The sequence below is a fragment of the Kosmotoga olearia TBF 19.5.1 genome (assembly GCF_000023325.1).
Classification (GTDB): Bacteria; Thermotogota; Thermotogae; order Petrotogales; family Kosmotogaceae; genus Kosmotoga; species Kosmotoga olearia.
Genome location: NC_012785.1, coordinates 1,700,527 through 1,726,383, shown reverse-complemented (window position 1 = coordinate 1,726,383; position 25,857 = coordinate 1,700,527). Strand labels below are relative to the sequence as shown.

Below are 25,857 nucleotides of genomic sequence, written 5' to 3'. Positions count from 1 at the left end.
CAGATGAAGATACCTACTCATATTGCTATCATAATGGATGGCAACGGTCGCTGGGCCAAACAAAGAGGATTACGGAGAACGGAAGGGCATAAAAAAGGTGCTGAGGTCGCAGACAGTGTTGCCCGATGGGCAGCGGAACTCGGGATTCGTTATCTTACTCTGTACGCTTTCTCCACGGAAAACTGGAAACGCCCGAAAGAGGAGGTTGAATTTCTTTTCAATTTGCTCGTTCGTTACATCAACAACCGCTTGAACGAGATCATTAACGAAGGTATAAAACTGAAATTTCTCGGGCGAATTCAACAACTGCCAGGAAATATACGCAGATTTTGTGAGAATATAGAACAGAAAACCGCAAAAAACGACCGCCTGAATTTGATCATTGCCTTAAACTATGGAGGACGTGCTGAGATCATAGACGCTGTAAACAAAATCCTCGCTGCCAAGCTCAAAAAAGTAGATGAACATATCTTTGAACGTTACCTTTATCTCCCCGAAATGCCGGAGCCGGATCTAATAATCAGAACTTCCGGAGAAAAAAGGCTAAGTAATTTTCTAATGTGGGAAAGTGCTTATTCAGAGCTGTATTTCTGTGAAAAGCTCTGGCCTGAGTTTACGAAAGATGATTTTTTACAGGCGATTGAAGATTATTCCAGAAGAAAGAGAAAATTTGGTGCGGTGATAAAGGATGAAGAGTAAATCGGATGTTTTCACAAGAATATTAACTGCATTGACCATTAGCCCATTTGTTGTACTGTGTTTTGTGAGTTACAAATCTCTGGTGGGATTGGTAGCGACTGTTGTCTTCTTTGCCTCTTATGAGTATTTAACCTTCAGTCTTAAAGGGCACGGGCACACCATTGTAAGGTTGCTGGTAAACACCCTTGTGGTTCTCAGTACGATGTTTTATGGGCTTGCTCTGGAAAAATTTGTCTATTCCAACGACAACGCCAAAAGACCTGAACTTGTTTTTTTAATTATCATGATAGCCATTTCCTCCATCGTTATCTTTTCGATAAAGGACCCAAAAAAAGCTAAGGATTTTGTCGTAAATGGTATTTTTTCCCTTTTTTATGTAGCAATGAATCTATCTTTTTTCTTCCCCATATATCTAAAATTCGGGGCAAGTTTAGCGTTGCTTACGCTGGTATCAGTCTGGGTATATGATGCGGGAGCGTACTTTATCGGAATGAGATTTGGCAGGATAAGAATATCACCTTCTTACAGCCCCAAGAAAAGCCTTGAAGGGGTAATAGGAGGGTTTGTAACCACATTCTTGTTCTTTCTTATATACGAAACCGCCAGGGAAATACTCCTATCTGGAGAGATTTTTACTCTCAGCGCAGTCAATTCATTGATACTTTCCGCCGTTGTAGCTTTCTTCGGCACGGTGGGCGATATTGTGGAATCATCATTTAAGAGGTATCATAATGTTAAAGATTCTGGCAGCATTCTTCCCGGGCACGGTGGAATGCTCGATAGAATAGATGGTTTGCTGTTTGTGGTGCCCATGTTTTACATTTTCTTGATATTATTCAGTTGAGGAGGGAAAGAAAGTTTTATGAGATATATGACCGGTCACGAAATAAGGGAAAGCTTCCTGAAATTTTTTGAGTCAAAAAAGCACACGATTCTTCCAAGTGCTTCTCTAATACCCAATGATCCCCAACTGATGTTCACTGTAGCTGGTATGGTTCCGTTCAAACCGATATTCTGGGGAAAAATCGAACCCACCTATCCCCGGGTTGCCACCTGCCAGAAATGCGTCAGAACAGTGGATATAGATAACGTGGGACGAACACCCAGACACCACACGTTCTTTGAAATGCTTGGGAACTTCTCATTTGGTGATTATTTCAAAAAAGAAGCAATAGAATGGGCCTGGGAATATATAACCGAGGTTCTCAAAATCCCGGAGGACAAACTCTGGGTCTCCGTGTACCACGACGACGACGAAGCCTACGAGATATGGCGTAATAACGTGGGAATCTCCGAAAAGAGGATCGTTCGCCTCGGAAAAGATGACAACTGGTGGGGCCCTGCTGGCCCAACCGGTCCATGCGGCCCGTCTTCAGAAATATTTGTGGATACCGGAAGAACGAAGGACTGCCCGGATGTTGAAAACTGTTCTCCGGCGTGTGATTGTGGTAGATTCCTAGAATTCTGGAATCTGGTCTTTACTGAATACAACATGGACGGAGACGGTAATCTGACCCGTTTGAAGAAAAAGAACATAGACACCGGCCTGGGACTGGAACGGATGGCTGCAATCATGCAGGGAGTCAGTTCGAACTTCGAAACAGACATGTTCAAACCGATAGTGGAAAGAATAGAAGGATTGCTCAATGTAAAATACGGTGTTTCAGACAAAAGCGATGTTTCTATTCGCGTCATCGCCGACCATTCCAGAGCAATAACCTTTCTCATAACCGATGGCGTTCTCCCCTCAAACGAAGGCAGAGGCTACGTTCTCAGAAGAATAATGAGAAGAGCTATAAGACACGGGTCGTTACTTGGTAGCTCCAAACCCTTCTTGTATAAAATACCAGAAGTGGTTGTCGTGACGCTTGGAGATGTGTATCCGGAGATAAAAGAAAAACTCTCTCTTGTTGAAGAGATAACCCTGAAAGAGGAGGAACGTTTTCTCACCACGTTTGAAAGCGGGACAAAACGCCTATGGCAAATCGTGGAAAAGAAAAACCGCCTGGACGGGGAAGATCTTTTCTTGCTTCACGATACCTACGGATTCCACCTCGAACTGGTAGAGGAGATTGTAGCTGAGAAGAATCTCCCTCTGGATAAAGAGGGCTTTAAAGCTCTCATGGAACAGCAGAGAGAAAGGGCAAGAAAAGCTGCCGGTAATGTGGAGTACGAAAAGGATTCTTCCCGCTACCGAAAAGCCTACGAAATCATTGGCGGAACGAAATTCGTCGGTTATGAAAAGCTCACTGTAAAAACGAAGATCGCGCATATACTCAAAGACGAGAAAATTACCGAAGAACTCTCCAAAGGCGAGAAGGGTGAATTGATATTTGATATCACTCCTTTCTATCCAGAAAAAGGCGGGCAGGTTGCCGACAGAGGCATCATAAAAACCGCTGAAGGCTTTGCAGAGGTTGAGCACGTATTTATTCCATTTCAGGATCTGATCGTTCACCGGGTTCTGGTAAAAAGCGGAAAGATAAAATCAGGAGATCTTGCCACACTAATTGTGGACAAAGAGAACCGAAGATCTACGGCTCGCAATCATACCGCCACCCACCTGCTACACGCCGCTTTGAGAAAAATACTGGGTGAACATGTTAAACAAGCTGGATCCCTTGTTGAAGCGGAAAGATTGAGATTCGACTTTTCCCACTATACCGCCCTTGATAAAGAGGAAATCCAAAAAATCGAAGAACTCGTAAATAGAAAGATACTGGAAGCTATTCCCGTCGATGTTGCAGAGAAGAGCTTCGAAGAGGTTAAAAATGAGGATGTCGTCGCCCTTTTTCAAGAAAAATATGGTGACCGCGTCCGTGTCGTATCCATAGGAGATTTTAGCAAGGAACTCTGTGGCGGAACCCACGTGAAAAACACCGGCGAAATTGGCCTGTTTAAGATTGTTTCAGAGTCTTCCGTTTCCGCCGGTGTTAGAAGGATTGAAGCCATAACCGGACTGAAATCGTTAGAGAAAATGACCGAACTTATGAATCTGGTTGAAGAGCTTAGAGCCGTTCTCGAAGTTCCACAGGAAGCCTTTGTGGAGAAAATCATCAACCTGAACGGAAAATTAAAAGACCAGGCAAAGGAATTGAAAAGATTAAAGGAAAAACTTCTATCCGGTGAAGGTGCTTCTTCACTGGAACGAAAACTCACACTCGATGATGCTCAGGTACTTGCAAGAGTTGTAGAAAACACCTCGATGGATGTTGTGAGAAATACCGCCGATGTTCTTATGCAAAAACTCGGTAAAGGTGTGGTCATCCTGTTCAATAGAATGCCGGAATCCGGAAAGGTTGTTTTTGTTGTAAAAGTCAGTAAAGAACTCCAACAGAAATACAGAGCTGGAGATCTTGCAAGAAAAATCGCCACAGAACTTGGCGGTGGCGGCGGCGGAAGACCCGATTTTGCACAGGCTGGAGGAAAAAAGATTGAACGTGTCGAATGGGTCATCAAGAATCTTGAAAAGTTCTTTGTCTGATTTCGAAAATTTTTTTAGAACCGATATAGTACCGGAAGAATTATCGATAGATTCCCTGTCTTTCGTAGGAGATGCTGTTTATAGCCTGTATTTCCGTATAAAAACCCTCCGGTCGGCAAAAAGAAGAACAGGATATCAACACAATCTCACGCTTCTCTACGTCGAAGCAAAAGGCCAGAGAAAAGCACTCGAAGTTATAGAGAAATTTCTTTCAGAAGAAGAGAGAATAATTGTTCGCAGAGGATATAATTCTCGCGGTGCGAGAAAACGCGGTGATGACGAAAACTATAAATGTGCTACCGCCCTGGAAGCCCTCGTTGGGTATCTCTTTTTGAAAGGCCGGTATCGTCGTCTGGAGGAACTTCTGGAAAAGGTGGAAAATGATGTATCTTCATGGAAGAAATGTGCTGAGAGAGATTCTAAAACTTGAACCAAAAAAACTGAAAATAAAAAAGGTCCTCTTTACGGATCAGAAAAATGTTGACAGGGAGCTCGAGGAGTTGAAAGAACATACAGCTAAAAAAGGTTACAGAATGGAAGTCGTCCCTCCTGAAAAACTCTTCAACCTCTCCCGCGAAAAGAAACATCAGGGCGTTGTGATAAACCTCAAAGAATTCCCTTACACCTCTTTAGAAACACTTCTAGATAAAATTATGGAAAAAAAGCGCTCCTTACTGGTTCTTCTGGATAGAATTCAAGACCCTCACAATCTTGGAGCGATAATTCGAAGTTCTGTAGCCGCCGGTGCCGATGGCGTAATCATAACGGAAAAGGCGTCGGTAGAGGTAACACCGGCTGTGGTAAAAGTTTCCACAGGCCTGGTTTTCAGGATTCCTATCGTTCGCGTGGTCAACATGGCGCGAACAATTGAAACCTTAAAGGAAGAGGGATTTTGGACTTATGCTGCTACAATGGAAGGAGAGCCTTACTACTCGGTGAGTTTCACTGACAAAGCCGCTTTGATCTTTGGTAACGAAGGCAAAGGGATAAGACACCTGGTTAAAAAGAAAAGTGATTACCTCGTTTCTATCCCAATGTGTGAGGGTATCGACTCGCTGAATGTTGCCGCTTCAGCAGCAATAATGCTTTTCGAGTATCGAAGGCAATGGGCTTTGAGAGAAGGTGTGAATCCATGAAAATACATGAATTACCTCAGGAAGTGATTTTGAAGATCGCGGCAGGTGAGGTTGTTACCGGTTGTTTCTCAGTGGTAAAGGAGCTTGTGGAAAACGCTCTCGACGCAGAAGCTACAACAGTGGAAGTAGAGATCAAAGCTGGGGGAAAAGAATATATAAGGGTTTCGGATAACGGTATTGGCATGCTGCCCGAGGAACTCAAAATGGCTATAAAGCCACACACCACAAGCAAAATTCAGTGCATAGAAGATCTGGAAAGAATTCTGACATACGGATTTCGTGGCGAAGCGCTCTCAACCATCTCCAGCGTTTCAAGAATGCGTATTTCATCGATGCCTGATAACGCTGATTTAGGGTTGACTATCGAAATCTCTGGCGGGAAAATCGTCAGGGAAAAGTCATATATCGGACCAAAAGGGACAACCGTTGAGGTTTATGACCTGCTTTTCAATACACCTGCCAGAAGAAAATTCCTGAAATCTCAAAGAGTTGAAGGAAGAATGGTTACAGAGATCGTGCAAAGGTTCATTCTGGCTATCCCGGACGCCGGATTCAAATACATTCGCGACGGTGAACTTATTTACGATCTCACCCCTGCAGAAAGAATTCTTGAAAGAATACCTGTAGTTTTTCCAGAACTCTCTACAACCGACTTGCTGGAGGTTAAAGAAGAAACCAGCGGGATCTCAATAACAGGCTACATCACTTTCCCAGAAAGAACCCGGTTCAACAGACTCGGTGAGATGGTGTTTGTCAACGGGCGTTATGTTAGGCAACCGGAGCTAAATTACGCCATAGAAAAAGGCTACGGAGAATCACTTGAAAAAGGGCGTTTCCCCTTCGCTATTCTGTTCATTTCGGTAAATCCGGAAATGATAGACGTAAACATCCACCCTCAAAAACTCGAGGTTCGTTTCTCCAACCCTTCCCTTGTCTTTGACGCAATCAAAAGAGCCGTCAGAAATACTTTGCGAACGTCCGGAACATCAATCCTTCGCATAGAGAAAAGACCGTTCCCAGGTAGTTCAACCAACTACTCCGGAATACAACAGGACACTAAAAAACAAGAGTCTGACAACCCAGAAAAAGCCCGGGGATACGGAACACATTTGAGAGAAACACACTGGGAACAGCGCGATCATTTTGAGAAAAGAAAAGTACCTCTACACTACCAACCAGATAATGAGTTGCTGTTGAATATCGAAAGAACTGCTTCCAGACGCTTCGAAAAAACAGAAGCAAAAGAAACGGGTGAACCAAGATTATTCGGAGTATTCGGCGAGCGTTATATCCTCGCCGAAACAAAAGATGGTCTACTGATAGTCGACCAGCACGCTGCACATGAAAGGCTCATTTATGAAAAATTAAAGAAAGCTGCAAAGATACAAAGTCAGAAATTACTTTCGCCCATCAGGTTAACCCTTGAGGATTCAAGGAAGTCCCTTTTAAGAGAAAAGAAAAATGATGTTGAAAAACTGGGATTTCAAATTTCCTTCGAAGGTGATAGAATCTTTTTGACGGGTATTCCTTCAATACTTTCGGAAAGTGTTGCCGTTAACGCATTGAACGAAGTCTTAGACGAGCTAAGGCTGGAAGGACTCGAGGAACCCGAGAAGATTTTCGACCATCTTTTGTCAACGCTTGCGTGCAAATCAGCGATAAAAACCGGTGATCGTTTGAGCGAGAGTGAAGCTAAAGAACTTTTAGAAAAGTTACTGGAAGAAGAGATACTGTTCTGTCCACACGGAAGGCCGGTATCGATGTTGATCCGATTTAAAGATCTGGACAGACACTTCTCAAGGTAAACGCATAACCGGACAACAACGTCGGGATCAGGGAAACCGGTGAAAATCCGGTGCGGGCCCGCCACTGTGAGTGGGGACAAAATCCGCAATTATGCCACTGGCGAAAGCTGGGAAGGCGCGGAGAGTAGGATGATCCACGAGCCAGGAGACCTCCCCGACGTTTAAGGTTCGCCATCCCTTCGAGGCTAAAGGGATGGTGAAAATTCGTTCCTATGGAGGTGTTTTTCGTGAAAAAGGTTTTGTTTTCACTCTTTTTTGTTACTATTCTCGCTGCTATGGGACTGTCCCTGGTCATCGTTGATGATCTTGGCAGAATGGTGGAGATATCTAAGGCACCATCAAGAGTTATAGTTGCCGCTCCAGCTGTTACAGGCTTCTTGAAAACCCTGGGATTGGAAGACAAAATAGTTGGCGTTACCGATTGGGATCCTTACGCATTTGAAAGCAACGTTGAGAAGATCGGAAACCTGGTGCCTTTAAATCTGGAAAAGATACTCCTTTTAGAACCTGACATCGTATTTCTTACGGGCGGCTTTCAGGAACCGGAAGTGAAAAAACTCGAGAATATAGAGGTTACCGCTGTTGTGATAAACGCAAATTCCATTGAAGATATCTACCGCGATATCGTTCTCATAGCCTCAATATTCGGGATAAACGATAAGGGAAGAAACATTGCTGCTGATTTCAGAAACAGGGTACTTCAGATAGCCAAGAAAACCTATTCCGTTCCTCAGGAGGAAAGGCCAAAGGTTTTTCTCGCCATGATCTCCTCGGAAATCAACGAAATCTGGACCTGTGGAACGGGTTCTTATTTGAACCAGATAATTGCTTACGCCGGCGGTGTCAACGTTGCCGCTCCATACACCGGAAATAACGGCTGGTTCCCGGTCAGTCCGGAATTCGTTCTCAAAACATCTCCGGATGTAATACTCGTTCCGTATTATTACGAAGGAGGTCAGCAAGAAGCCGTAAACAAAATCCTGAATTATAAACCTTTCGCTTCGGTTCCGGCTGTTAAAAATAAGAGAGTCTATCCCATAGACGGGAACCTCATGTCTTACGCAAATCCAGATATCATAATCCTGCTGGAGCGACTGTACCAGCTTTTCTACGGTGAATAAATGTGAAACGATTCGTTTTATTCCTTTTGATTCTTTTTAGCTCTTTATTTCTAATAATATGGCTCTCCAGCCTTGGTACCGTCAGGTACTCATTGTTTGAAGTACTCAAAATAATTAGCGGAAAACTTCTAGGACCCAAAGCGCATCTCTACATGAATCTCCGATTGCCAAGAGTAATTGTAGGACTGCTGATAGGTGCCGGATTGGCCGTTGCTGGAGATGGCCTTCAGTTAACTTTAATGAACCCTCTCGCCGATCCCTATATCATAGGGATATCGGCGGGAGCTTCTTTTGGTGCAGTATTGAGCCTTGTTCTTAAAGAGAGTGCCGGTATCTTCATAAGTATGGAGGTTCTTTCCTTTATTTTCGCCCTTGTCTCCGCCTTCCTCGTTTATTATCTCGCAAAGAGGGGAGGAAGGGTGCCGGTAACCTCTTTGATTTTAAGCGGTGTGATAATCTCTTTTCTTTTCAATGCAGCGGTCACTTTTCTTGTGGTTTTTGCGTGGAAGAACGTTTTGAGCCTACATTTCTGGTCGCTTGGCTCTCTTTCGGGCGTGACATGGGACGATGCTCTGAAACTACTGCCCGTTGTAATTGCAGAGGTAATCATCTTCTTCTTTTTAAGGCAGAGGATGCTGATAATCGCGATGGGGGAAGAACACGCCATAACCCTTGGAATCAATCCGGAAAAAATAAAGGTGACTGTTTTCTTTACCGTAGCACTGGTTTCGGCGATTTCCGTAGCTACAGCGGGATTGATAGGCTTTGTCGGGCTTATTATTCCTCATATAACTCGTCTCATCTTTGGCGTTGACAGCAGATTCAGCCTCTTTTCAAACGTTGCCATAGGTGGAATCTTTCTCATCGCCTGTGACAGTTTCGCAAGAACCTTTTTCCAACCTACAGAACTCCCGATAGGAGCCGTAACAGCTCTCGTGGGAGCTCCAATCTTTATCTATCTGATGCGTCGCAGAGAGGCGATTTCCCGTGAGTGACTTTTTCGTAAGAGTCGAAGGACTCACTTACCGTTACACGAACGAAGAGGTCCTCAAAAACATAAGTTTTTCCGTTGAAAAAGGCAAGGTTTTAAGTATCCTTGGACCTAACGGAAGTGGAAAATCCACGTTGTTGAAGATAATAGTTGGTATCTTGAGAGATTACAGCGGAAGCGTAAAGATCCTCGATAAAGAAGTAAAAGAATATTCCATAAAACATCTAGCAATGATCGCTTCTTATATTCCACAGGAGTTTTCACCTGTTTTTGACCTGAAGAACTTCACAATAGTCTCCTTTGGAAGGAATCCCCATCTTTCGCTTTTTCGAGGACTCAACAAAAGAGATTATGAAATAATAGAAGCTTCGATGAAAAGCACAGAGGTTTACGAATTCAGGGAAAGACGATGCTCCACCCTCAGCGGTGGTGAAAAACAACGCGTTATCATTGCAAAATCGTTGGCACAGGAAGGTCAGCTCCTACTCCTGGACGAGTTCACCACACACCTCGATCCCGGTCACTCACAAAAGCTTCTGGACCTTACCCTGAATCTGATTAAAACCAACAACCTGACGGCGATAATGGTTGCCCATGATGTGAACCAGGCTATAAAGGTATCGAGTGAGATTATGTTTCTGAAAGACGGAAAGATAATCTCAAAAGGCCACCCTGAGGAAGTGATTACTGAAGAGCTTCTGGAAAAGGTTTATGGTGTGAAGTCGAAGATAATCAAAAATCCCATAAATGGAAAACCTCTGGTAATTTTCCATTGATTTTTGGCTTTAAGCAAGGTTATGCTATAATCCCTTGTGTACCCGTAACAGGGGAAAAGGGGGGAGCGCCGCGAGCACACCGTTACTGGTGACGCGGCGCTTTTTTATGCAGTTTATATCGATATCAGTAATATCTGAATGAAGCTACAAACCGTACACCCTCATGCAATATGAAGAGTGCTACATAGTCCCCTCTTTCAAGGGATTTTATTACCTTTTCGTAATCCTCCAGACTGGATATTTCTTTCTGCTTACCGTTGATGCTGATTCGAATAATGACATCGTCCTTCTTGATTCCAAGCTGCGCTGCATAGGCTTTAGCTTTAACATCACGCACAATTACACCATTGATCTCCTCCGGAATTGAAAGCCTTTCCCTGTCCCCGGGTAGCAGGTTTCCCAAAACCAATCCTAATTTGTCATCTGAGTACTGTGCATTCGATTCGCCGGAAGCGTTATCCTGATAACCAAGGACAACATCGAAAGTGATCCTCTTGCCGAACCTGTCAACCGTTATCGTAACTCTGGCTCCCGCGGGATAGTTGTGTACCGCCGCTACAAGCTCTGAAGAGCTGCGAATATCAAGGCCATTCAGTTTTATAATGACGTCTTGAGGTTTTATACCGGCTTTTTCCGCAGGAGAATCCTTGAAAACATCGGTGACCAACGCACCTTCATCAACCTTTAGGCCCAGCGATTTAGCTGTGCTTTCGGTAACCGTTGTGACATAAACGCCAAGGAAAGCTTTTTGAACAGTCCCTGTTTTGATTATAGAATCCACAAACCTCATGGCCATATTGATCGGGATCGCAAAGCCAAGCGTTGTCCCATACTGGGGAGAAACGATGGCTGTATTGATCCCGATAACCTGACCGTGAATGTTCAAAAGCGGTCCACCAGAGTTTCCAGGATTAATCGCCGCGTCCGTTTGAATGAGATTGGAATAATAACCATTTCCTTCCGGTTTCGGGATCTGCCTTCCTACCGCACTCACAACACCTACCGTCACCGTATGCTGGAATCCAAGAGGATTCCCAATAGCTATCGCCCATTCGCCTATCTGAAGCTTATCAGAATCGCCTATTTCAAGAACAGGGAGATCCTTTCCGTCAGGATCTATCTTGATAACCGCGATATCGAGTTCTTCATCCCCACCGATATACTTCGCCGGGTATTTGCTACCATCCAGCAAAGTAACCATTATCTTGTCAGCGTTATGGACAACATGTTCGTTGGTAAGAATGTAACCCTCTTTATCAAATATGAATCCAGAACCAAGTGCTTCTGCTTTTCGCTCTCCAAAGGGAATCTCACCGAAGAATTTTCTAAAAAACTCATCAGTGAAAGGATCGAAGGGACTATAACGCTGAGTGGTTACCACATCGATCTTTACGACTGCGGGTGCTGCTACTTCCACAACCTTCACAATGGGACTTTCATAATCTGGATTCACATATGCCAGACCCAGGGTTGCAAGAAGGATCACGAGAGAAACAACAAAAAGTCTTTTCATATTTTCTACCTCCCTCCTCTTCATCAACTGTGTGGCAAAAAATTGGGTTCATTTTTTGAGACTTTGCGATTATTCTGATGGTTCAAAAGTGTTATACTTATTCGGGGTGATCGCTTGGAAAAGATCTTCGTCTCAGTAGTATTTGTCGTAACTTATCTTTTAATTATTCAGGGAAAATTCAAACGCTCCATCGTAGCTTTTGCCGCGGGCATGATCATAATCCTTTCAAAGGTAATTGAAAGCTTCAATACAACTGATGTAGGTCAGTATATTGATTTCAACACCATCGGTCTTCTCATTGGAATGATGATAATCATAGCTATACTTCGAACCACAGGCTTTTTCGAGTACGTTGCTATACTCGTTGTGAGGCTTTCGAAAGGAAATATCCGACTTCTTTTCTATTTTTTCATGGTTACGATAGCTGTGTTTTCCGCTTTCCTGGACAACGTTACCACCATTCTCCTTTTTTCTCCCATCCTTTTTCTTGTTGCTGATTCTCTGGGGGTTTCTCCTGTCTCTTTTTTAATCATGGGAGTTATATCCGCAAATGTCGGGGGCACCGCTACCCTTATCGGTGACCCACCAAATATACTGATAGGCTCAGCAAGTGGAAATGGATTCCTCGACTTTATCATTAATCTGGGGCCGCTTGTTCTGGTAACTCTCGGTATTCTTCTTTTGTACATGGATCTCACCGTCTTCAGAAAGTACTCGGGTTTATCCCGAAAGTTAAAAAAACTTTCAGCTGTGGACGCTTCTAAGGTAATCAAATCTCAAAAAGAGCTGTACAAATCCCTTGGAATCTTCGTGGCTGTCATCGTTGGCTTCATACTTCATGAAACCCTTGATTATGAAACGGCCAGCATCGCATTGACAGGCGCGGCAATCTCTATGTTGCTATCTCAAAAGAGCGTTGGTGAACTGTCAAGAGATATAGAATGGGATACAATCTTTTTCTTTATGGGATTGTTCATGGTTGCCTCCGCGCTTCAGGAAGTTGGTATAACCGACCTGATATCCTCCTCCATTGCCGGCCTATATAATCACCCTCTCACCATATTCATGGTCATGCTGTGGCTCACAGCTATCATGAGCGCTATAATAGGTGCGGTCCCTACGGTGACCGTCATGATACCTATCGTAAAATCTCTGATAGCTACACACGGATTTCCAGCGGATATCTGGTGGGTTTTATCCATTGGAGCGTGTTTTGGTGGAAATGCCACACTCACGGGTGCAGCAGCGAATATGGTAGGAGCTGCCCTGGTTGAGAAGCATACAAGAAAGAAATTTGGATATCTGAATTATTTAAAACTTTCCATAATACCCACAATGATCTCGCTAGGGCTGGGAACCATCTATGTGCTTGTACAACTTTCGATGGGAGGTATGTGAGAATGCTGGTAAAGGATATTTTCAATTCCATAACCCTTGACGCCCCTATTGTTAAAGAGAATGCGGCTATACAGGATATAGTCAAAGCGCTCCTGGATCATCCTCTAGCGAGAACGGTCTATGTAGTCGATGACAATGAAAAGATCGTCGGAATGATACCCGTGCTTTACCTCTTAAAAATATCCGGATATGAGTTCTACGGAATCATTCAACCCGGAAGCCTTTTTGCCAAGACAATAGAAATAATTACGGGTAAAAAAGCGAAAGATATCATGTTCGATCCTATAACGGTTACCGAAGAAACCACCCTGGATGAAGCTTTGAGGTATATGATAGAAAATGAGGTCCAGGAGATTCCCGTCATTGACAAAAACGGCAATATACTTGGTGACCTAAACTCACTGGAAATTCTCAAGGCACTTTATGATGTTAAATAACCCACTCGCACCTCTATGAGCGAGTGGATTATTCCCATCGATAAACCTTTTCAATATATCTGGAGGTCATCACTCTTAGTAAAGCACCATAAGACATTTTGAAGGCAATGATATCGCCTGTTTTGTAATCAACACTGGATTCCGTCAAATCAACTATAAGATGATCGCTGGAAGCATGCAATATTGAGATTTTCGAATCCAGCGGTGTAAGCCCTGACGGAATAACATCCAGTTCACCCATATCGAGAATGGCCCTCAATCTTGGCCCTTTGTCTTCAAAAACCGGTATCCTTCCAAAAGCATCCCTGCCTATTTCACCTTCCGGAACCGAGGGTTTTGTTTTCAATTCTATGATCTCACCGTAGAGTATGAACGTATCCTGCCTCGTTCCTGGAACCACCCTGTTGTTGGTAACATCCGTTCCGCAAACGATCGATTCACCCAATCTGAACTGGTTTATCCCTTCCGGGCACGTGTTGTTTTCAATAAGAGGTAACGAAGCTGTATTGCCCGCAGAATAAATCTCCAACTTTACACCGGTCCTTTTGTAAAGTTTTTCACCAAGGTCCAGCAATATTTCAAATTTTTCAGGAGTTGCCAGTACCCCACCGTAACAGCCAAGATTCGTTCCAATACCAGCTAAATATCGACCAGCGATTTTTACAGCCTCTTCAAGTTCCGGAATAGCTTCTTTATACCAGACACCTTCCCGGAGGTCACCGGTGTCGATCATATAAATCATCCTATGGTATTTTCTCAGATTGGGAGCTTCCATAAAGCAACCCAGCATATCCAGATCCGATATCAGAAAGACATCAGCAACATCCAGGGCTGCAGACACTCTGCTCCTTTGAGGAGGACGTAAAAGCATAAAATTGGCGTTATCCATACCTGAATTTCTGATTCTGATGATATTCTCAATCCTGGACTCACCTATTGTCTTCACACCAGCCTCAACTATCGCGGATGCGATTTTTTCATCTCCACAGGTAACCTTGGTTACACCAACAACTTCAACACCGTAACCAGCACATAAATTCCTCAAATAGGAAGTATTCATTTTCACTCTATTCGGATAAATCTCCACAAATGCCATAAATATCAACCTCCTTAACGATTATACCAATTTCGTAAAAAAGCTACCCTCGCACCAACACAGGAGAACTGTAAACCTCAATTTATCGTATAATTTATTAGGGTGATATCCTGGATAAGGGAAGTTATATCTTATTTTTGCAGGTAGATTCTAATGTAAATCTCAAAACCAAAGCCAGATCATGGGAACTGAAGCCAGGGACATATGCTTATATCGGCTCAGGGATGGGAGGGTTGACCTCACGGGTTAAACGTCATCTTATTGGTGGTAAGAAAAATCACTGGCATATAGATTTTCTTTTACCTCATGCGAAGGTTTTAGGGGCTTTGTTGCTTCCCTCTAACAAGCGTGAAGAGGATTTCTGGTCTGTGTTTGTTGGTGAATATTCCGTGGAAGTCGTTGAAGGATTCGGTTCGAGTGACCGCGATACGGTAACGAATTTATACCGATTGAAGGATGAAGAACTAGAAAAAATGCTTACAAATATACTGAGAAAACGGAGGGAGATAGATGATTGCTTTCATGAGTGATTGGGGTTACGACAGTTATTATGTAGGTGTAGCAAAGGCTGTTATTCGAAGCATTACAAAGGAAGAAATAATCGATATAACGCACAATATCGACCACTTCAACATCAGGATGGGAGCCCATATCTTACTCAGAGCGTCTATAGATTTTCCAAAGGACACAATTTTTTTGTGTGTAGTTGATCCCAGCGTCGGAACATCCAGAAAAGCCATAGCCATGCGAACCAAAAATGGAATGACTTTTGTGGGACCGGATAACGGTTTATTCACCTTTGTGGCTGAGAAGTATGGCGTTCATGAAATAAGGGAACTGGACAACAAAAAGTACTACTACGGGCATTCCACGACCTTCCATGGCCGAGACATCTTCGCAGCTGTAGCTGCGCATCTGGCAAACGGTCTTGAGCTTTCCAGAGTGGGATCTCTGCTGATGAACTACGAGGTATTACGATACAGAAAATCCCATATAAAAGGTAATTCAATCATCGGTGAAGTGGCTTTCTACGATCACTTTGGAAACATGGAAACAAATATCCCCGAACAACTCTTAAAAGCTGTCAATCCCAATGAAGGAGAGAAAATTCTCATTAAATACGGAAAGAACGAATTCGGGGCTACCTTTGGAAAGACATACTTTGATGTTAGACCTGGTGAAATTCTCGTCCACATTGATAGCAGTGGCTTTATAGAAATCGCTGTGAATGAGGGAAGTGCAAAATCTCTTATCAAAGCGAGAGAAGGTGAGTTGATAGAAATTGTTCCTAACAAGATGGAATAAAGAGGATTTCAGAATACCGTTGACCGTTGCTATCTGGACTTTTTTGAGCGGTTTTGTTGTGTTGTTCTTGTATGGTTCGCTATCCGTAAGTAGTTTTGTAGCGCTTATGGTTGCAGCAGGTGCAGGTTTTCTGGTTTCCCATTACCTTTTTAACATCCCTCTTTTTAAGCTTTTGAACGCTTTCGCCGGGAGAAGGGAGGTTCCCCCGGGGAAACTGCATGGCATCTACCGCCAGATCTACGAAGCTTATAAGAATGTTGTATATCAGTTAGGACAGGAATGGGAGCTTTACAGAAAGCTGTATTCAGATTTTGCCGAGGTTCTGGATTCTCTCAACATCGCTATTGTCATAATCGATGATTCCTTTCAAATCAAGATAGCAAATAAGGCCTTCAAGGAATACTTCCTTGAGAGGCACAATACCAAAGCAAAGGATTTTAGAGCTTTAATGAAGCGTAGTGGTTTCCGCTTTTCGTTTGAAGATGGAAACTATGAGATTTACTCCCGCCGTTTGAAGAAGAGATTCCTTGTCTCCATCGTCAGGAAGAACAAAGGGTGGATCGTCAGTTTCTCGGATGTAACTGCCTACTGGAAAACAAAACGGCTTCTGGAAAAAACCAGAAAATACGCAGTCAGCGCTGAAAGCGTCGCAGATCTTGCACACGGTCTCAAACAACCTCTTGCAACCATACAATTAACCTTTGATATGTATATTCGCACGAAGGATGAGAAATATCTGGAGCAACTCAAGAGAAACCTGTCAGAGTTTCGCGAAAAAATCGCTGCGGTTCTGCAGTTGTACCATTTCGGAGAAGATTTTGGAGAAGTAAACCTTAAAGATTTGCTCGAAAGAATTATGGGATATATGAGTTCCATTGCTGAATCCAGGAAGGTGCGTCTCTCCTGTCGCTATCACGGCGATGGGAAGATTCAGGTTCAGTCAAACAGGCTTGAGAATGTTTTGAAAAACCTGATCTTGAATGCTATAGAAGCCTGCGAAAATGTTGACGACGCGTCGGTTACCGTTAAACTTCGTGAAGGAAGCGATATCGTGACAGTCATTATCTGTGACAATGGTCCTGGAATAGAACCAAAAAACGCTGAGAAAATATTCAAGATCTTCTTCACCACAAAACCACAGGGAACAGGGTTTGGATTAGCTTTAGCCAAAAGCTTTTGTGAGGACAATGGTGCTATATTAAGATTTAAGAGTATTCCTGGAAAGGGTACCGTTTTTTCGCTAACGATGAAGAAGGTGGAGTGAAATGAAAAGAAAATTGCTGGTTGTGGACGATGATATGGCATTCAATTTAATACTTTGCGAAGCACTGGAAAGCGAAGGATATCTCGTAACAAAAGCCCACGATCTAAAAAGCGCAAAAGAACTGCTTCAGGAAGAAAGTTTCGACTGTGCTTTGCTCGACATCAGGTTACCTGATGGTGATGGAATTGAGTTGATAGACTTCGCTAGAAGTCAGGAAACTATCGTCATTGTTATGTCCGCCCACGGTAACATAGAAACTGCTGTTTCAGCGGTAAAGAAAGGGGCTTACAATTTCCTCGAGAAACCCTTCGATTTGAATCATGCACTCGTAGAGGTTGAGAGAGCCCTGAAGTTCGCTGAGCTTCAACGGGAACATCGCTTGCTGTTGAAAAAAGTCAAGCAGCTGGGCTTTACCGATGAGTTGCTCGGCGTTTCGGAATCAATCGTTTCAATAAAAAAACTCATAGAAAACATAGCACCCAAAAAAGTAACCGTACTTATTCAGGGCGAAAGCGGCACGGGCAAAGAGGTTATCGCAAGGATGATCCATAAACTCAGTGGGAGAAAAGAATTTGTTGATATAAACTGTGGGGCTATCCCCGAAAATCTCTTTGAAAGTGAGATCTTCGGTTATGAAAAGGGAGCCTTTACCGGTGCTGGAGATTCGAAAAAGGGGCTTGTGGAAGAAGCCGACAGGGGAACGCTTTTCCTGGACGAAATTTCTGAACTACCAATAACACTTCAACCAAAACTGCTCCGTTTTATTGAAACGGGCACCTTCCAGAGAATAGGGAGTACAAAAAGGAAAAAAACGGATGTCAGAATAATCTGCGCTACCAATAGAGACCTGGAAAAACTCGTGGAAGAAGGGAAGTTTCGTGAGGACCTGTTTTACCGTCTCAACGTCGTGCGTATAAAGCTCCCGCCATTAAGAGAGAGGCCGGAAGACATTGCGATTCTCGCAAAACAGTTCGTCAAAGACATCTCTGCGGAACTCGGCTTGAGAAAACGACCGAAAATTTCCGAAACCTTTATTCAGGCGTTGATGAACTATCACTGGCCTGGAAATGTCAGAGAACTGAGAAACTGTCTTCTATCAATACTCGCAGTTCACGATAGTTCTGAGACACTTGAAGAATGGATGCTTTTCGACGTACTTGGGTCAAGAATAGATAATTCCAGAGATGCCTCCAATGAAGATTTGACCCTAGAGGAACTCGAGAAGCGTTACATACGCAAGTTACTGAAAAAGTACTCCGGAAATAAAACGAAGGTCGCTCAAGTACTTGGAATCAGTAAGAGCACTCTCTACGAAAAACTCAAAAGGTGGGAACCCTTTTGAAAATTATAACGACGCATGTTAACCCTGATTTTGATGGGGTCGCTTCAGCGGTAGCGGCTCAGAGGCTTTTCCCTGACCACCAAATCGTTTTTGGTGGAAAACTTGATGAAGAATTACTTGATTTCATCGAAGAATTTTCTCCGTTTCTGTCCTTCAGAATGGACGAAGACCTGACACTAACGAGTATTTCTTCCCTGGTAATCGTGGACAATTCGGATTATGATAGACTACCCGAAAAACTCAAACCCTTCGTGAAAGAAGTCTCGACAATCGTATATGATCATCATGAAACAACAGCAACTCGCTGGGAAAAGCTATATGCAAAAGATCTTGGAGCGTGCATCACCCTTATTACGACGCACCTCATGGAAGCCGGTATAAAGATAACACCCGCTGAAGCAACGTTGTTCCTAACGGCACTTTATCGGTCTACTCTCAACTTCACCCTGGCAACAACGACTCCCCAGGATCTGAAGGTCGCATCATGGCTGCTGGAATCCGGAGCATCCTTTGAAGGAGTCTTAAAATACCTGAAGGTTAACCTTTCTGATGAACAACTAAAATTATACAGAAAACTGCTTGAAACTGTGAAAAAGCTTATCGTTGACGGAGTTGAAGTAGGAATCGCAACTGTTGATTATTCCACACTTCCGTCAGGCATATTCGAAATAGCAGACCGTATCTGGCGGTTTCTCGGTTACGATAACTTGATACTACTCATAAAATCAGGGAGACGCGTATTCATCATAGCTAGATCGCGATACAGTGAAATAGATTTTGGACGCATCTTTGAGGATGCGAATCTGCTATCACATCCTTTCTACACTCTGGGCTACTTGGACAACGTTTCCTTACAGGAGGTTGAAAAAAAGATAATCAGTTCATTGAAAGAGAATGTCCTGGAATTTGTTAGGGTTAAAGACATCATGTCATCGCCGGTGCGAACGGTTCTCGCGGATATGCCCGTAAGTGAGGCTGCAAGGATAATGGCAAATACCGGTCATACCGGCCTCCCGGTAATAGATCACGGAAAACTTGTGGGAATGATCGTGTGGAAGGATGTTCAAAAAGCATTGAAACACGGACTGGCCAACGAAAAAATAAGGGAAATCATGACAACGGAGCTCGTCACGGTGAAACCAACAGATTCAATCGGCGAAGCCATGAGAAAAATGGTTGAAAAAGGTGTGGGCAGAACACTGGTGGTGGAAAACGGAGTTCTTACCGGAATAGTTACCCGTAGCGACATAATGAGAAGCCGATACATATTGAAAGGACAACAGGATCGGTTTATTGGGTTCGCCACACCGATAACAACAAAGGTAGATAAACTGATCGAGGAAAGACTTCCAAGAAGAATCCAGACATTGCTGCGCTTTCTTGGCGTCGTTGGAGACGAACTTTTGATGCCCACATATCTCGTTGGGGGAATGGTCAGAGATCTTTTGCTGAATATACCAAATTACGATATCGATGTCGTTGTTGAAGGTGACGCCAGGATTTTCAGTCACACCGTCAAAAGGTATTTCGATGTGAAAATCGTCGAACACAAGAGTTTTAAGACCTCCTCGATATTCTTCAGTGATGGTGTGAGAATAGACGTAGCAACGGCGAGAACTGAATTTTATGAAGAACCTGCTGTCCTTCCAAATGTTGAAACAAGCACAATAAAAAAGGATTTGTACCGTAGAGACTTCTCGATAAATGCCATGGCAATAAAACTCAATCATGAAGAATATGGTCTTTTGCTTGATTTCTTTGGTTGTAGAAAAGATCTCGCTAAAGGCATAATCCGCATTCTCCACAATCTGAGCTTTATTGAAGACCCAACAAGGATACTCAGAGCCATACGCTTCGAACAACGCTTCGGGTTCAAGATCGAAGAGAGAACGTTGCAACTGTTGAAAAAAGCTGTGAATGATGGTTACCTTGAAAGAGTCACCGGTCAGAGACTGAGAGATGAGCTGGAGAAAATTCTTGCCGAACCTGAACCTCAAAACGCAGTAAAAAGGATGACAAAACTTGATATTCTCAAACATTTGTTTCCGGGAGTTCGTCACAGCAAAGAGCTCCAGAAACATTTTGACCGGCTGTTCACAAGATGGGAAACTATTGAGAAACTAACAAATGAAAGCAGAAAAATAACGGTTATGGTGATGCTGGTTCTCGAAAATACTCCAGAGGAATCAACAGACTGGATAATATCAAGATATGGTTTCCCCAAACGTCTTCCAGAAGTTCTGAAAACTAGTCTAAGGATATTAAAAAAACTCCAAGAAATGGAGGACTGGAGATTTTCCAATCTATACAGACTGATGGAAAGACCATCGGCAGAGATTTTTCACTTTATCGATGCACATTTCGATGAAAAAAAGTCGAACATTCTGTTGAAATATCTCAAGGCTCTTGAAAGCAATAAACCAAAAGTAAATGGTGGAATTTTAATCCAGAAGTACGGCTTGAAAGAAGGCCCAGAGATAAAAATGATACTGAAAGAATTATACTGTGCACGTCTTGAGGGCTTACCAGAAAGTGAGGAAGAGGCTTTTGTCAGAAAGCTTCTAAAAGAACCCCCGGAAATGAGGGGAAAACGCTAATCGAGGAGGTAAACAGTGGAAGAAAACGTTCTGGTAGTAAAAACACAGGCTCTTTCAGACATTCTCACGGAAGAAGGTGTACTTAAGGTAAGCGAAGAGATAATTGAGTCTAAGTTGAGAGAATTCGGCGAGTTTTTACCTCGGAATGCGGCAGAGTTCGATGAAAATTACCGGCAGATAATTCCCTATGTCGTCATGATGTCGGAAGGTAAGGTGCTGTTGTTACGACGTACAACCAGACAGGGAGAAAAAAGGCTTCACAACAAATACTCTCTTGGTGTTGGCGGACATATAAACGATACCGATGCTTCTTCCGATCTATGGGAAACCTTTAAAAAAGGGATGGAACGCGAAATAAATGAAGAAGTAGAAGTCGAGATAAAAGAATTGAAGTACATAGGATTGATAAATGAAACCTCAACGGAAGTCAGCAGGGTACACCTGGGGATTGCCTATGTAGCAGAGGTAGAGTTTTTCGGTCTCAGAGAAGAGGATATGTTTGAAATCCAATGGATTCATCCTGATGAACTCTGTAAAAAAGATTGGGGACTTGAAGGTTGGTCGAAACTGGTGTTGAAAGAAATAACGGGTTGTTAAAAGCTTACGCCAAATTAAATCTTTACCTCGCTGTCGGGCCGAAGCGTGATGACAGTTTTCACGAGCTTCTCACGCTTTTTCAAACGATATCACTTTACGACGAACTGTTCGTTGAAGATAGGCCCATACCTGGGGTATTGTTTGACAGTGATGCTAATTTGAAATGGAGTCCTGAAAACACCATATACAGAGCCTGTGAACTCTTTGAACAACTAACAGGAAACAGGCTTTACTTGCGTATATTTCTAAGAAAACGAATACCATCAGGCGGAGGGCTGGGTGGCGGAAGTTCTGACGCAGCCACGATTTTAAGCTTTCTAGCCTCGAAATACAGGGTCGATGCCAAAGCGATCTACGAGATCTCCAAAAAAATTGGCAGTGACGTTCCTTTCTTTTTGAAAGGAGGGACCGCCATAGGAAAAGGGCGCGGTGAAATTCTAGAATATCTGAAAGGCTTAAGTGAATACCGGGTCTCGCTGATTTTTCCAAACGTTTCAGTTCAAACAGCGTATGCGTACAAACTCTTAGACGAAAGAGGAACGAAAAAAATTCTGGATGATGGCAATGTTTATAAACTTTATGAAGCTTTCTTAGAGAAAAATTACAATAGAATCAGAGAATTATCCAAAAATGACTTTGAAAAAGTCGTTTCTGAAGCTTTTCCGGAGATTAAAGGAAAATACGTGGAGGCAATCGAATCCCTGAAAGAGGATGCAATAATGGTAAGGATGTCTGGTTCTGGAAGCACGTTATTCATGCTGTACCCTCCTGAAAGTAAAAATGGGGAATATTCTTTTCTTCCAGCGATTGGGGGAAAAAACGATGACCTTTGATGGTGTTATCCTCTACAAAGTTTCAAAGACCATGACAAAAATCCAGAACGAGTCTCTGAGGCAGGTTTATCAAAAGGATAGATGGAACTTCTTCTTCAAGTTTCGTTCCGGGATGTTTCAGATCTCTCTACACCCGGAATGGACGTTCCTTGTGTTCAGAGAGAGGTTCACTCCAGGAACTTCAGATTCATCTAAATTTCTTCAGTTTTTGAGATCCAGGCTCACTGGTGCGGTACTTCGGAGTATCGAACAACACGGGATGGACAGGATATTGTCGCTGGATTTTGAGAAGAAGACACCCTTCGGGGAGAAAGAGGCTTATCGGTTAATCGTCGAACTGATGGGCCCCAATTCAAACATCATCGTTACCGGTGCCTCCGGTATAATCCTTCAGTCGTTCAAACCACGTGTAACAAAAAACAGAACCCTGTTACCCGGCGCCCGATACATCTTTCCAGACAAAAACGGTGTATTGATAACAGATCTGACTAAAGAGTCACTGGAAAGCTTAATCAAAAATTATTCAGGAAATATTGAAACTGCTATTATCAAGAATATTCAAGGTATCTCAAGAAAGACGATCAGGAAGATTTTTGAGCTTTTCGAGTTGAATCCTGGAGAACTTGAATCCAGGAATGGGAGTGCAATAATCTCACTATGGAAAGTCTTTGAAACGTTGAAAAAAGAGCTGGAAAACGAGGATGTTTATGTAATCCATCGTGATGATTCTTCAGAGATATCTTTGCTACCGGACAAAAGGTATCCCTGTGAAAAAGAGTCCGTAAACACCGCTATCATGATGGTAATCGAAAGTTCCAGATTGCATAGAGAAATTGAATCAAAAAGGGCTCTTCTATTAAAAAAACTGCAAAAGGAAATCGGCAAACTGGAAAAGCTACGAGATAAACTTCTTAGGGAGAAAAGCCAGGTAGAAGATTATGAGGATTACAGACGCCGGGCAGAACTATTGACCGCGAATCTATATCGCTTGAATGAGAAGCGAGAAACCGTTGTTCTGGAAGATTGGAATACCGGGGAAGAGATTGAAATAAAATTGGATTCCAGATTCACTCCGGCACAAAATGCACAATCCTTTTTCAAATACTACGAGAAAGCGAAAAGAAAGATCAAACAGGTAGAAAAGAGGTTAGACGAATTAGAAAAAAAACTGGGATATTTCCTGGATTTGAAAGAGATCCTTCTGCTGGCGGAAGATGAAAAGGATTTTGATGCCGTTAAAGAAGAGATGGTCCACACCGGATTGATAAAGGAATCCCGAAAGCGAAACAAAAAGCCTCCCATCAGCGGGCCAAGGATTTTCAATATAAACGGCTGGACCTATCTTATAGGGAGAAACAATCTTCAGAACGACCTTCTGAGAAAACAGGCCGCAAGAAATGATATCTGGTTCCACGCACGAAACATACCGGGTGCTCATGTTATACTGAAAGTGTCAGGCAGAAAACCATCAGAAAGGGAATATCTTTATGGTGCAGCTCTCGCTGCACGTTTTTCGAAAGCCCGTTATTCCAAAAAGGTAGAGGTTGACTATACAGAAGTTAAAAATCTCTGGAAACCCAAAGGGTTTGCCCTGGGAAGGGTGCTGTACAGAGACTTCAAAACCATTACGGTCGATCCAGAAACTCTGGACGTCGGAGAGGTGAAAGAAGAGTGATCAGGGTTCCCGGATATTTGTTTATCCTCGGTGTTTTTTTCAGTTATGCTGGACTGCTTTTTGAAAATCAGGGACTTGCTATAACCCTTGTAGTAATAGGTATAGTGTTGAGTCTGTATATATGGCACGTTCTCGCCTGGAATAGAGATAAACACCTTGAAAATTCGTTGAAAAAGGGTGTTATCAAAGAGGAAGAACTTTTCAGCTTTGGTTTGAAAAGAAAAGCGGTAGTTTGGGCAATTTTCTACTCCCTCGTATTTTCAGTGATGAATCTTTCGGGGATTGTATCGGCTCAACTATTTGTATCCAATATTGATACCGTACAAAATATCTCGCCGGAAGAATTGGTGGGACTTCTTGGACCCGAATATATGATTGCCTCCTCCGTGTTCATGATTTCGGCGATCCTGACCTTGATAATGTACTTCAAACTTCTGTCCATAACCTTCAACGATGAATTCAAGATGCAATCCATTGAAAGCTCGCGAAAGAAAATCCCGATGATTTTGAGGAGCCCTTTGTCCATACCCATGGCTGTTGTATTCACGATAATCACGTCAGGCCTTTTCAGCTGGTACATCAGATATAAACTCATGAGAATTCAGGTTCTTTACTTTCAGCTCGATAGAAGCTTTGAAGAAGCTAAGGCACAATATGAAACACTTGAACAAGCCAGAAAAGAAAAAGAGAAAAAACGTCTGGAAAAAATAGCTAACATGAATGAAAAGTACTCAGAGATGCTAGCAAAGGAAACCGATCCTCATGAAAGAAAGACCATTATCGCACAGTTGTTTAAAGATCTCGGTGACACAAACCGCGATGATGCCATTCGAATCATCTCCGAGATGCTCAAAAAAGATATAATTGATGAGAAGGAATACAAAAAACTTATAAGATTACTCAGATAAGGTGGATAAAAAGATGCGAATCTCAAAGCGTACAAATGCTACAATAATACTTATAATCATTAACCTGGCTGTTTATTTTTTCGTCTTTATTCTATCCCACTCCAGAAGAACTATTGATCTGTACAATCTGATCCTGATCTACGGTGGTATAAGCCGCGGTGCATTGTTAAGAGGTCTTTTTTATACCCCTTTGACCGCGCTCTTTTTGCACGGAAACATGCTCCACATTCTTTTCAACATGTATGCCTTGTTTCAGCTTGGATATCTTGTTGAGGGAATTTACGGCATGCGGAAATTTCTCATTTTCTATTTCGTCTCTGGAATAATTGGAAACCTGACGGCGGCCACAATGACCCCTTACATAACCATCGGATCCAGCAGCGCCATCTTCGGATTGGTCGGGGTGCTTTTTGCCCTCGGCTTTAAAAAGGATACACCTGTTGTGTTGAAATCTGTTACAGGACTTTCTCTGCTGCCTATTATTCTCTTAAACCTCATGTTTGGTCTTATGATACCCAATATCAGCAACTCCGCTCACGTTGGTGGGCTTATCGCAGGAAGCCTGCTTGGGTGGTTTGTTCTGCCACAGTATGCCATTGTGAGGAAACCTCGTGTAAGCCGTGTGAAACAAAAATCGCCAGAGGAAATCGCCAGAGATATACTGCTGAAGTATGTCCCTATACTCAATGCCCTTAAAAACTCTCGGCAGGATAATAGGGAGATTGATGAAAGAACCGTGCAAATTGCCCAACTTAGGAAAGAACTCAGTGAACTGGCAGATTATGAACTGGCTTATAAGGTCCTTGGGGATCTTTACAGGCGTAATCTGATAACGGATGATGAATTTGAAAAGCTCAGAAAATTCATTTAGGAGGAAAGC

23 protein-coding genes and 1 riboswitch are annotated in these 25,857 nt (G+C 43.0%); of the genes, 21 read left to right on the top strand and 2 right to left on the bottom strand.

Translation table 11 applies throughout. The features are described 5' to 3' along the window. The first annotated feature begins 3 nt into the window (after positions 1-3). The 9 genes from KOLE_RS08105 to KOLE_RS08065 all read left to right on the top strand — a co-directional run bounded on the left by KOLE_RS08105 (position 4) and on the right by KOLE_RS08065 (position 10,012). Complete coding sequence (locus KOLE_RS08105) at positions 4-699, top strand: isoprenyl transferase (protein WP_015868943.1); 696 nt, start codon at positions 4-6, stop codon at positions 697-699. After that, positions 689-1,543 (top strand): phosphatidate cytidylyltransferase, encoded by an 855-nt coding sequence (locus KOLE_RS08100; protein WP_015868942.1) that lies wholly within the window; start codon positions 689-691, stop codon positions 1,541-1,543. Before KOLE_RS08105 ends, KOLE_RS08100 begins: the two co-directional genes overlap by 11 nt. 18 nt (positions 1,544-1,561) lie before the next feature. Further along, positions 1,562-4,183, top strand: coding sequence for an alanine--tRNA ligase (gene alaS, locus KOLE_RS08095; RefSeq protein ID WP_015868941.1), 2,622 nt, complete (start codon positions 1,562-1,564; stop codon positions 4,181-4,183). Next, positions 4,140-4,613: a Mini-ribonuclease 3 gene (locus KOLE_RS08090; RefSeq protein ID WP_237697559.1), complete on the top strand. Its 474-nt coding sequence runs from the start codon at positions 4,140-4,142 to the stop codon at positions 4,611-4,613. Before alaS ends, KOLE_RS08090 begins: the two co-directional genes overlap by 44 nt. Beyond that, positions 4,564-5,319 (top strand): 23S rRNA (guanosine(2251)-2'-O)-methyltransferase RlmB, encoded by a 756-nt coding sequence (gene rlmB, locus KOLE_RS08085; RefSeq protein ID WP_237697523.1) that lies wholly within the window; start codon positions 4,564-4,566, stop codon positions 5,317-5,319. Before KOLE_RS08090 ends, rlmB begins: the two co-directional genes overlap by 50 nt. Further along, complete coding sequence (gene mutL / locus KOLE_RS08080; protein WP_015868938.1) at positions 5,316-7,124, top strand: DNA mismatch repair endonuclease MutL; 1,809 nt, start codon at positions 5,316-5,318, stop codon at positions 7,122-7,124. The genes rlmB and mutL overlap by 4 nt, the downstream gene beginning before the upstream one ends. Positions 7,125-7,130: 6 nt before the next feature. Further along, a riboswitch (cobalamin riboswitch) is annotated at positions 7,131-7,296 on the top strand. Between the two features lie 55 nt (positions 7,297-7,351). After that, positions 7,352-8,245, top strand: a complete 894-nt coding sequence (locus KOLE_RS08075) for an ABC transporter substrate-binding protein (RefSeq protein WP_015868937.1) — start codon at positions 7,352-7,354, stop codon at positions 8,243-8,245. Positions 8,246-8,247: 2 nt separating this feature from the next. Next, a complete protein-coding gene (locus KOLE_RS08070) occupies positions 8,248-9,240 on the top strand; it encodes a FecCD family ABC transporter permease (RefSeq protein WP_041288720.1) in 993 nt (330 codons plus the stop codon). Further along, positions 9,233-10,012, top strand: a complete 780-nt coding sequence (locus tag KOLE_RS08065) for an ABC transporter ATP-binding protein (RefSeq protein WP_015868935.1) — start codon at positions 9,233-9,235, stop codon at positions 10,010-10,012. Before KOLE_RS08070 ends, KOLE_RS08065 begins: the two co-directional genes overlap by 8 nt. 124 nt (positions 10,013-10,136) lie before the next feature. Here KOLE_RS08065 and KOLE_RS08060 read toward each other — a convergent pair whose 3' ends face one another. After that, the gene (locus KOLE_RS08060) at positions 10,137-11,525 is read right to left on the bottom strand and encodes a Do family serine endopeptidase (protein ID WP_015868934.1); all 1,389 of its coding nucleotides are present in this window, start codon (positions 11,523-11,525) and stop codon (positions 10,137-10,139) included. Positions 11,526-11,639: 114 nt separating this feature from the next. Between KOLE_RS08060 and KOLE_RS08055 the strand changes: the two genes are divergently transcribed. Both KOLE_RS08055 and KOLE_RS08050 read left to right on the top strand, forming a co-directional pair. Next, the gene (locus KOLE_RS08055; protein WP_015868933.1) at positions 11,640-12,923 is read left to right on the top strand and encodes an ArsB/NhaD family transporter; all 1,284 of its coding nucleotides are present in this window, start codon (positions 11,640-11,642) and stop codon (positions 12,921-12,923) included. Between the two features lie 2 nt (positions 12,924-12,925). Then, entirely contained in the window at positions 12,926-13,360 is a 435-nt protein-coding gene (locus KOLE_RS08050; RefSeq protein ID WP_015868932.1) for a CBS domain-containing protein, read from the top strand. 28 nt (positions 13,361-13,388) lie between these two features. On the opposite strand, the gene KOLE_RS08045 is transcribed toward KOLE_RS08050, so the two are convergent. Continuing rightward, positions 13,389-14,456, bottom strand: coding sequence for an alanine racemase (locus KOLE_RS08045; protein WP_015868931.1), 1,068 nt, complete (start codon positions 14,454-14,456; stop codon positions 13,389-13,391). A 137-nt stretch (positions 14,457-14,593) separates the two neighbouring features. Between KOLE_RS08045 and KOLE_RS08040 the strand changes: the two genes are divergently transcribed. Genes KOLE_RS08040 through KOLE_RS07995 form a run of 10 tightly spaced genes read left to right on the top strand, consistent with a single transcriptional unit; the run spans position 14,594 to position 25,848 of the window. Beyond that, entirely contained in the window at positions 14,594-14,986 is a 393-nt protein-coding gene (locus tag KOLE_RS08040; protein WP_015868930.1) for a GIY-YIG nuclease family protein, read from the top strand. Then, the gene (locus KOLE_RS08035) at positions 14,967-15,761 is read left to right on the top strand and encodes an SAM hydrolase/SAM-dependent halogenase family protein (RefSeq protein ID WP_015868929.1); all 795 of its coding nucleotides are present in this window, start codon (positions 14,967-14,969) and stop codon (positions 15,759-15,761) included. The genes KOLE_RS08040 and KOLE_RS08035 overlap by 20 nt, the downstream gene beginning before the upstream one ends. Further along, the gene (locus KOLE_RS08030; protein WP_015868928.1) at positions 15,739-17,025 is read left to right on the top strand and encodes a sensor histidine kinase; all 1,287 of its coding nucleotides are present in this window, start codon (positions 15,739-15,741) and stop codon (positions 17,023-17,025) included. Before KOLE_RS08035 ends, KOLE_RS08030 begins: the two co-directional genes overlap by 23 nt. A 1-nt stretch (position 17,026) precedes the next feature. Further along, a complete protein-coding gene (locus KOLE_RS08025) occupies positions 17,027-18,367 on the top strand; it encodes a sigma-54-dependent transcriptional regulator (protein WP_015868927.1) in 1,341 nt (446 codons plus the stop codon). After that, positions 18,364-20,964 (top strand): CBS domain-containing protein, encoded by a 2,601-nt coding sequence (locus KOLE_RS08020; protein ID WP_015868926.1) that lies wholly within the window; start codon positions 18,364-18,366, stop codon positions 20,962-20,964. Before KOLE_RS08025 ends, KOLE_RS08020 begins: the two co-directional genes overlap by 4 nt. Positions 20,965-20,979: 15 nt before the next feature. After that, entirely contained in the window at positions 20,980-21,561 is a 582-nt protein-coding gene (locus KOLE_RS08015) for an NUDIX domain-containing protein (protein ID WP_015868925.1), read from the top strand. Further along, positions 21,522-22,394 (top strand): 4-(cytidine 5'-diphospho)-2-C-methyl-D-erythritol kinase, encoded by an 873-nt coding sequence (ispE, locus tag KOLE_RS08010; protein WP_015868924.1) that lies wholly within the window; start codon positions 21,522-21,524, stop codon positions 22,392-22,394. The genes KOLE_RS08015 and ispE overlap by 40 nt, the downstream gene beginning before the upstream one ends. Further along, entirely contained in the window at positions 22,384-24,069 is a 1,686-nt protein-coding gene (locus tag KOLE_RS11230) for an Rqc2 family fibronectin-binding protein (protein ID WP_015868923.1), read from the top strand. Before ispE ends, KOLE_RS11230 begins: the two co-directional genes overlap by 11 nt. Beyond that, positions 24,066-24,977, top strand: coding sequence for a hypothetical protein (locus KOLE_RS08000; RefSeq protein ID WP_015868922.1), 912 nt, complete (start codon positions 24,066-24,068; stop codon positions 24,975-24,977). Before KOLE_RS11230 ends, KOLE_RS08000 begins: the two co-directional genes overlap by 4 nt. A gap of 13 nt (positions 24,978-24,990) precedes the next feature. Further along, on the top strand, positions 24,991-25,848 hold the full coding sequence (locus KOLE_RS07995; protein WP_015868921.1) for a rhomboid family intramembrane serine protease: 858 nt from the start codon (positions 24,991-24,993) through the stop codon (positions 25,846-25,848). The last annotated feature ends 9 nt before the right edge of the window (positions 25,849-25,857 follow it).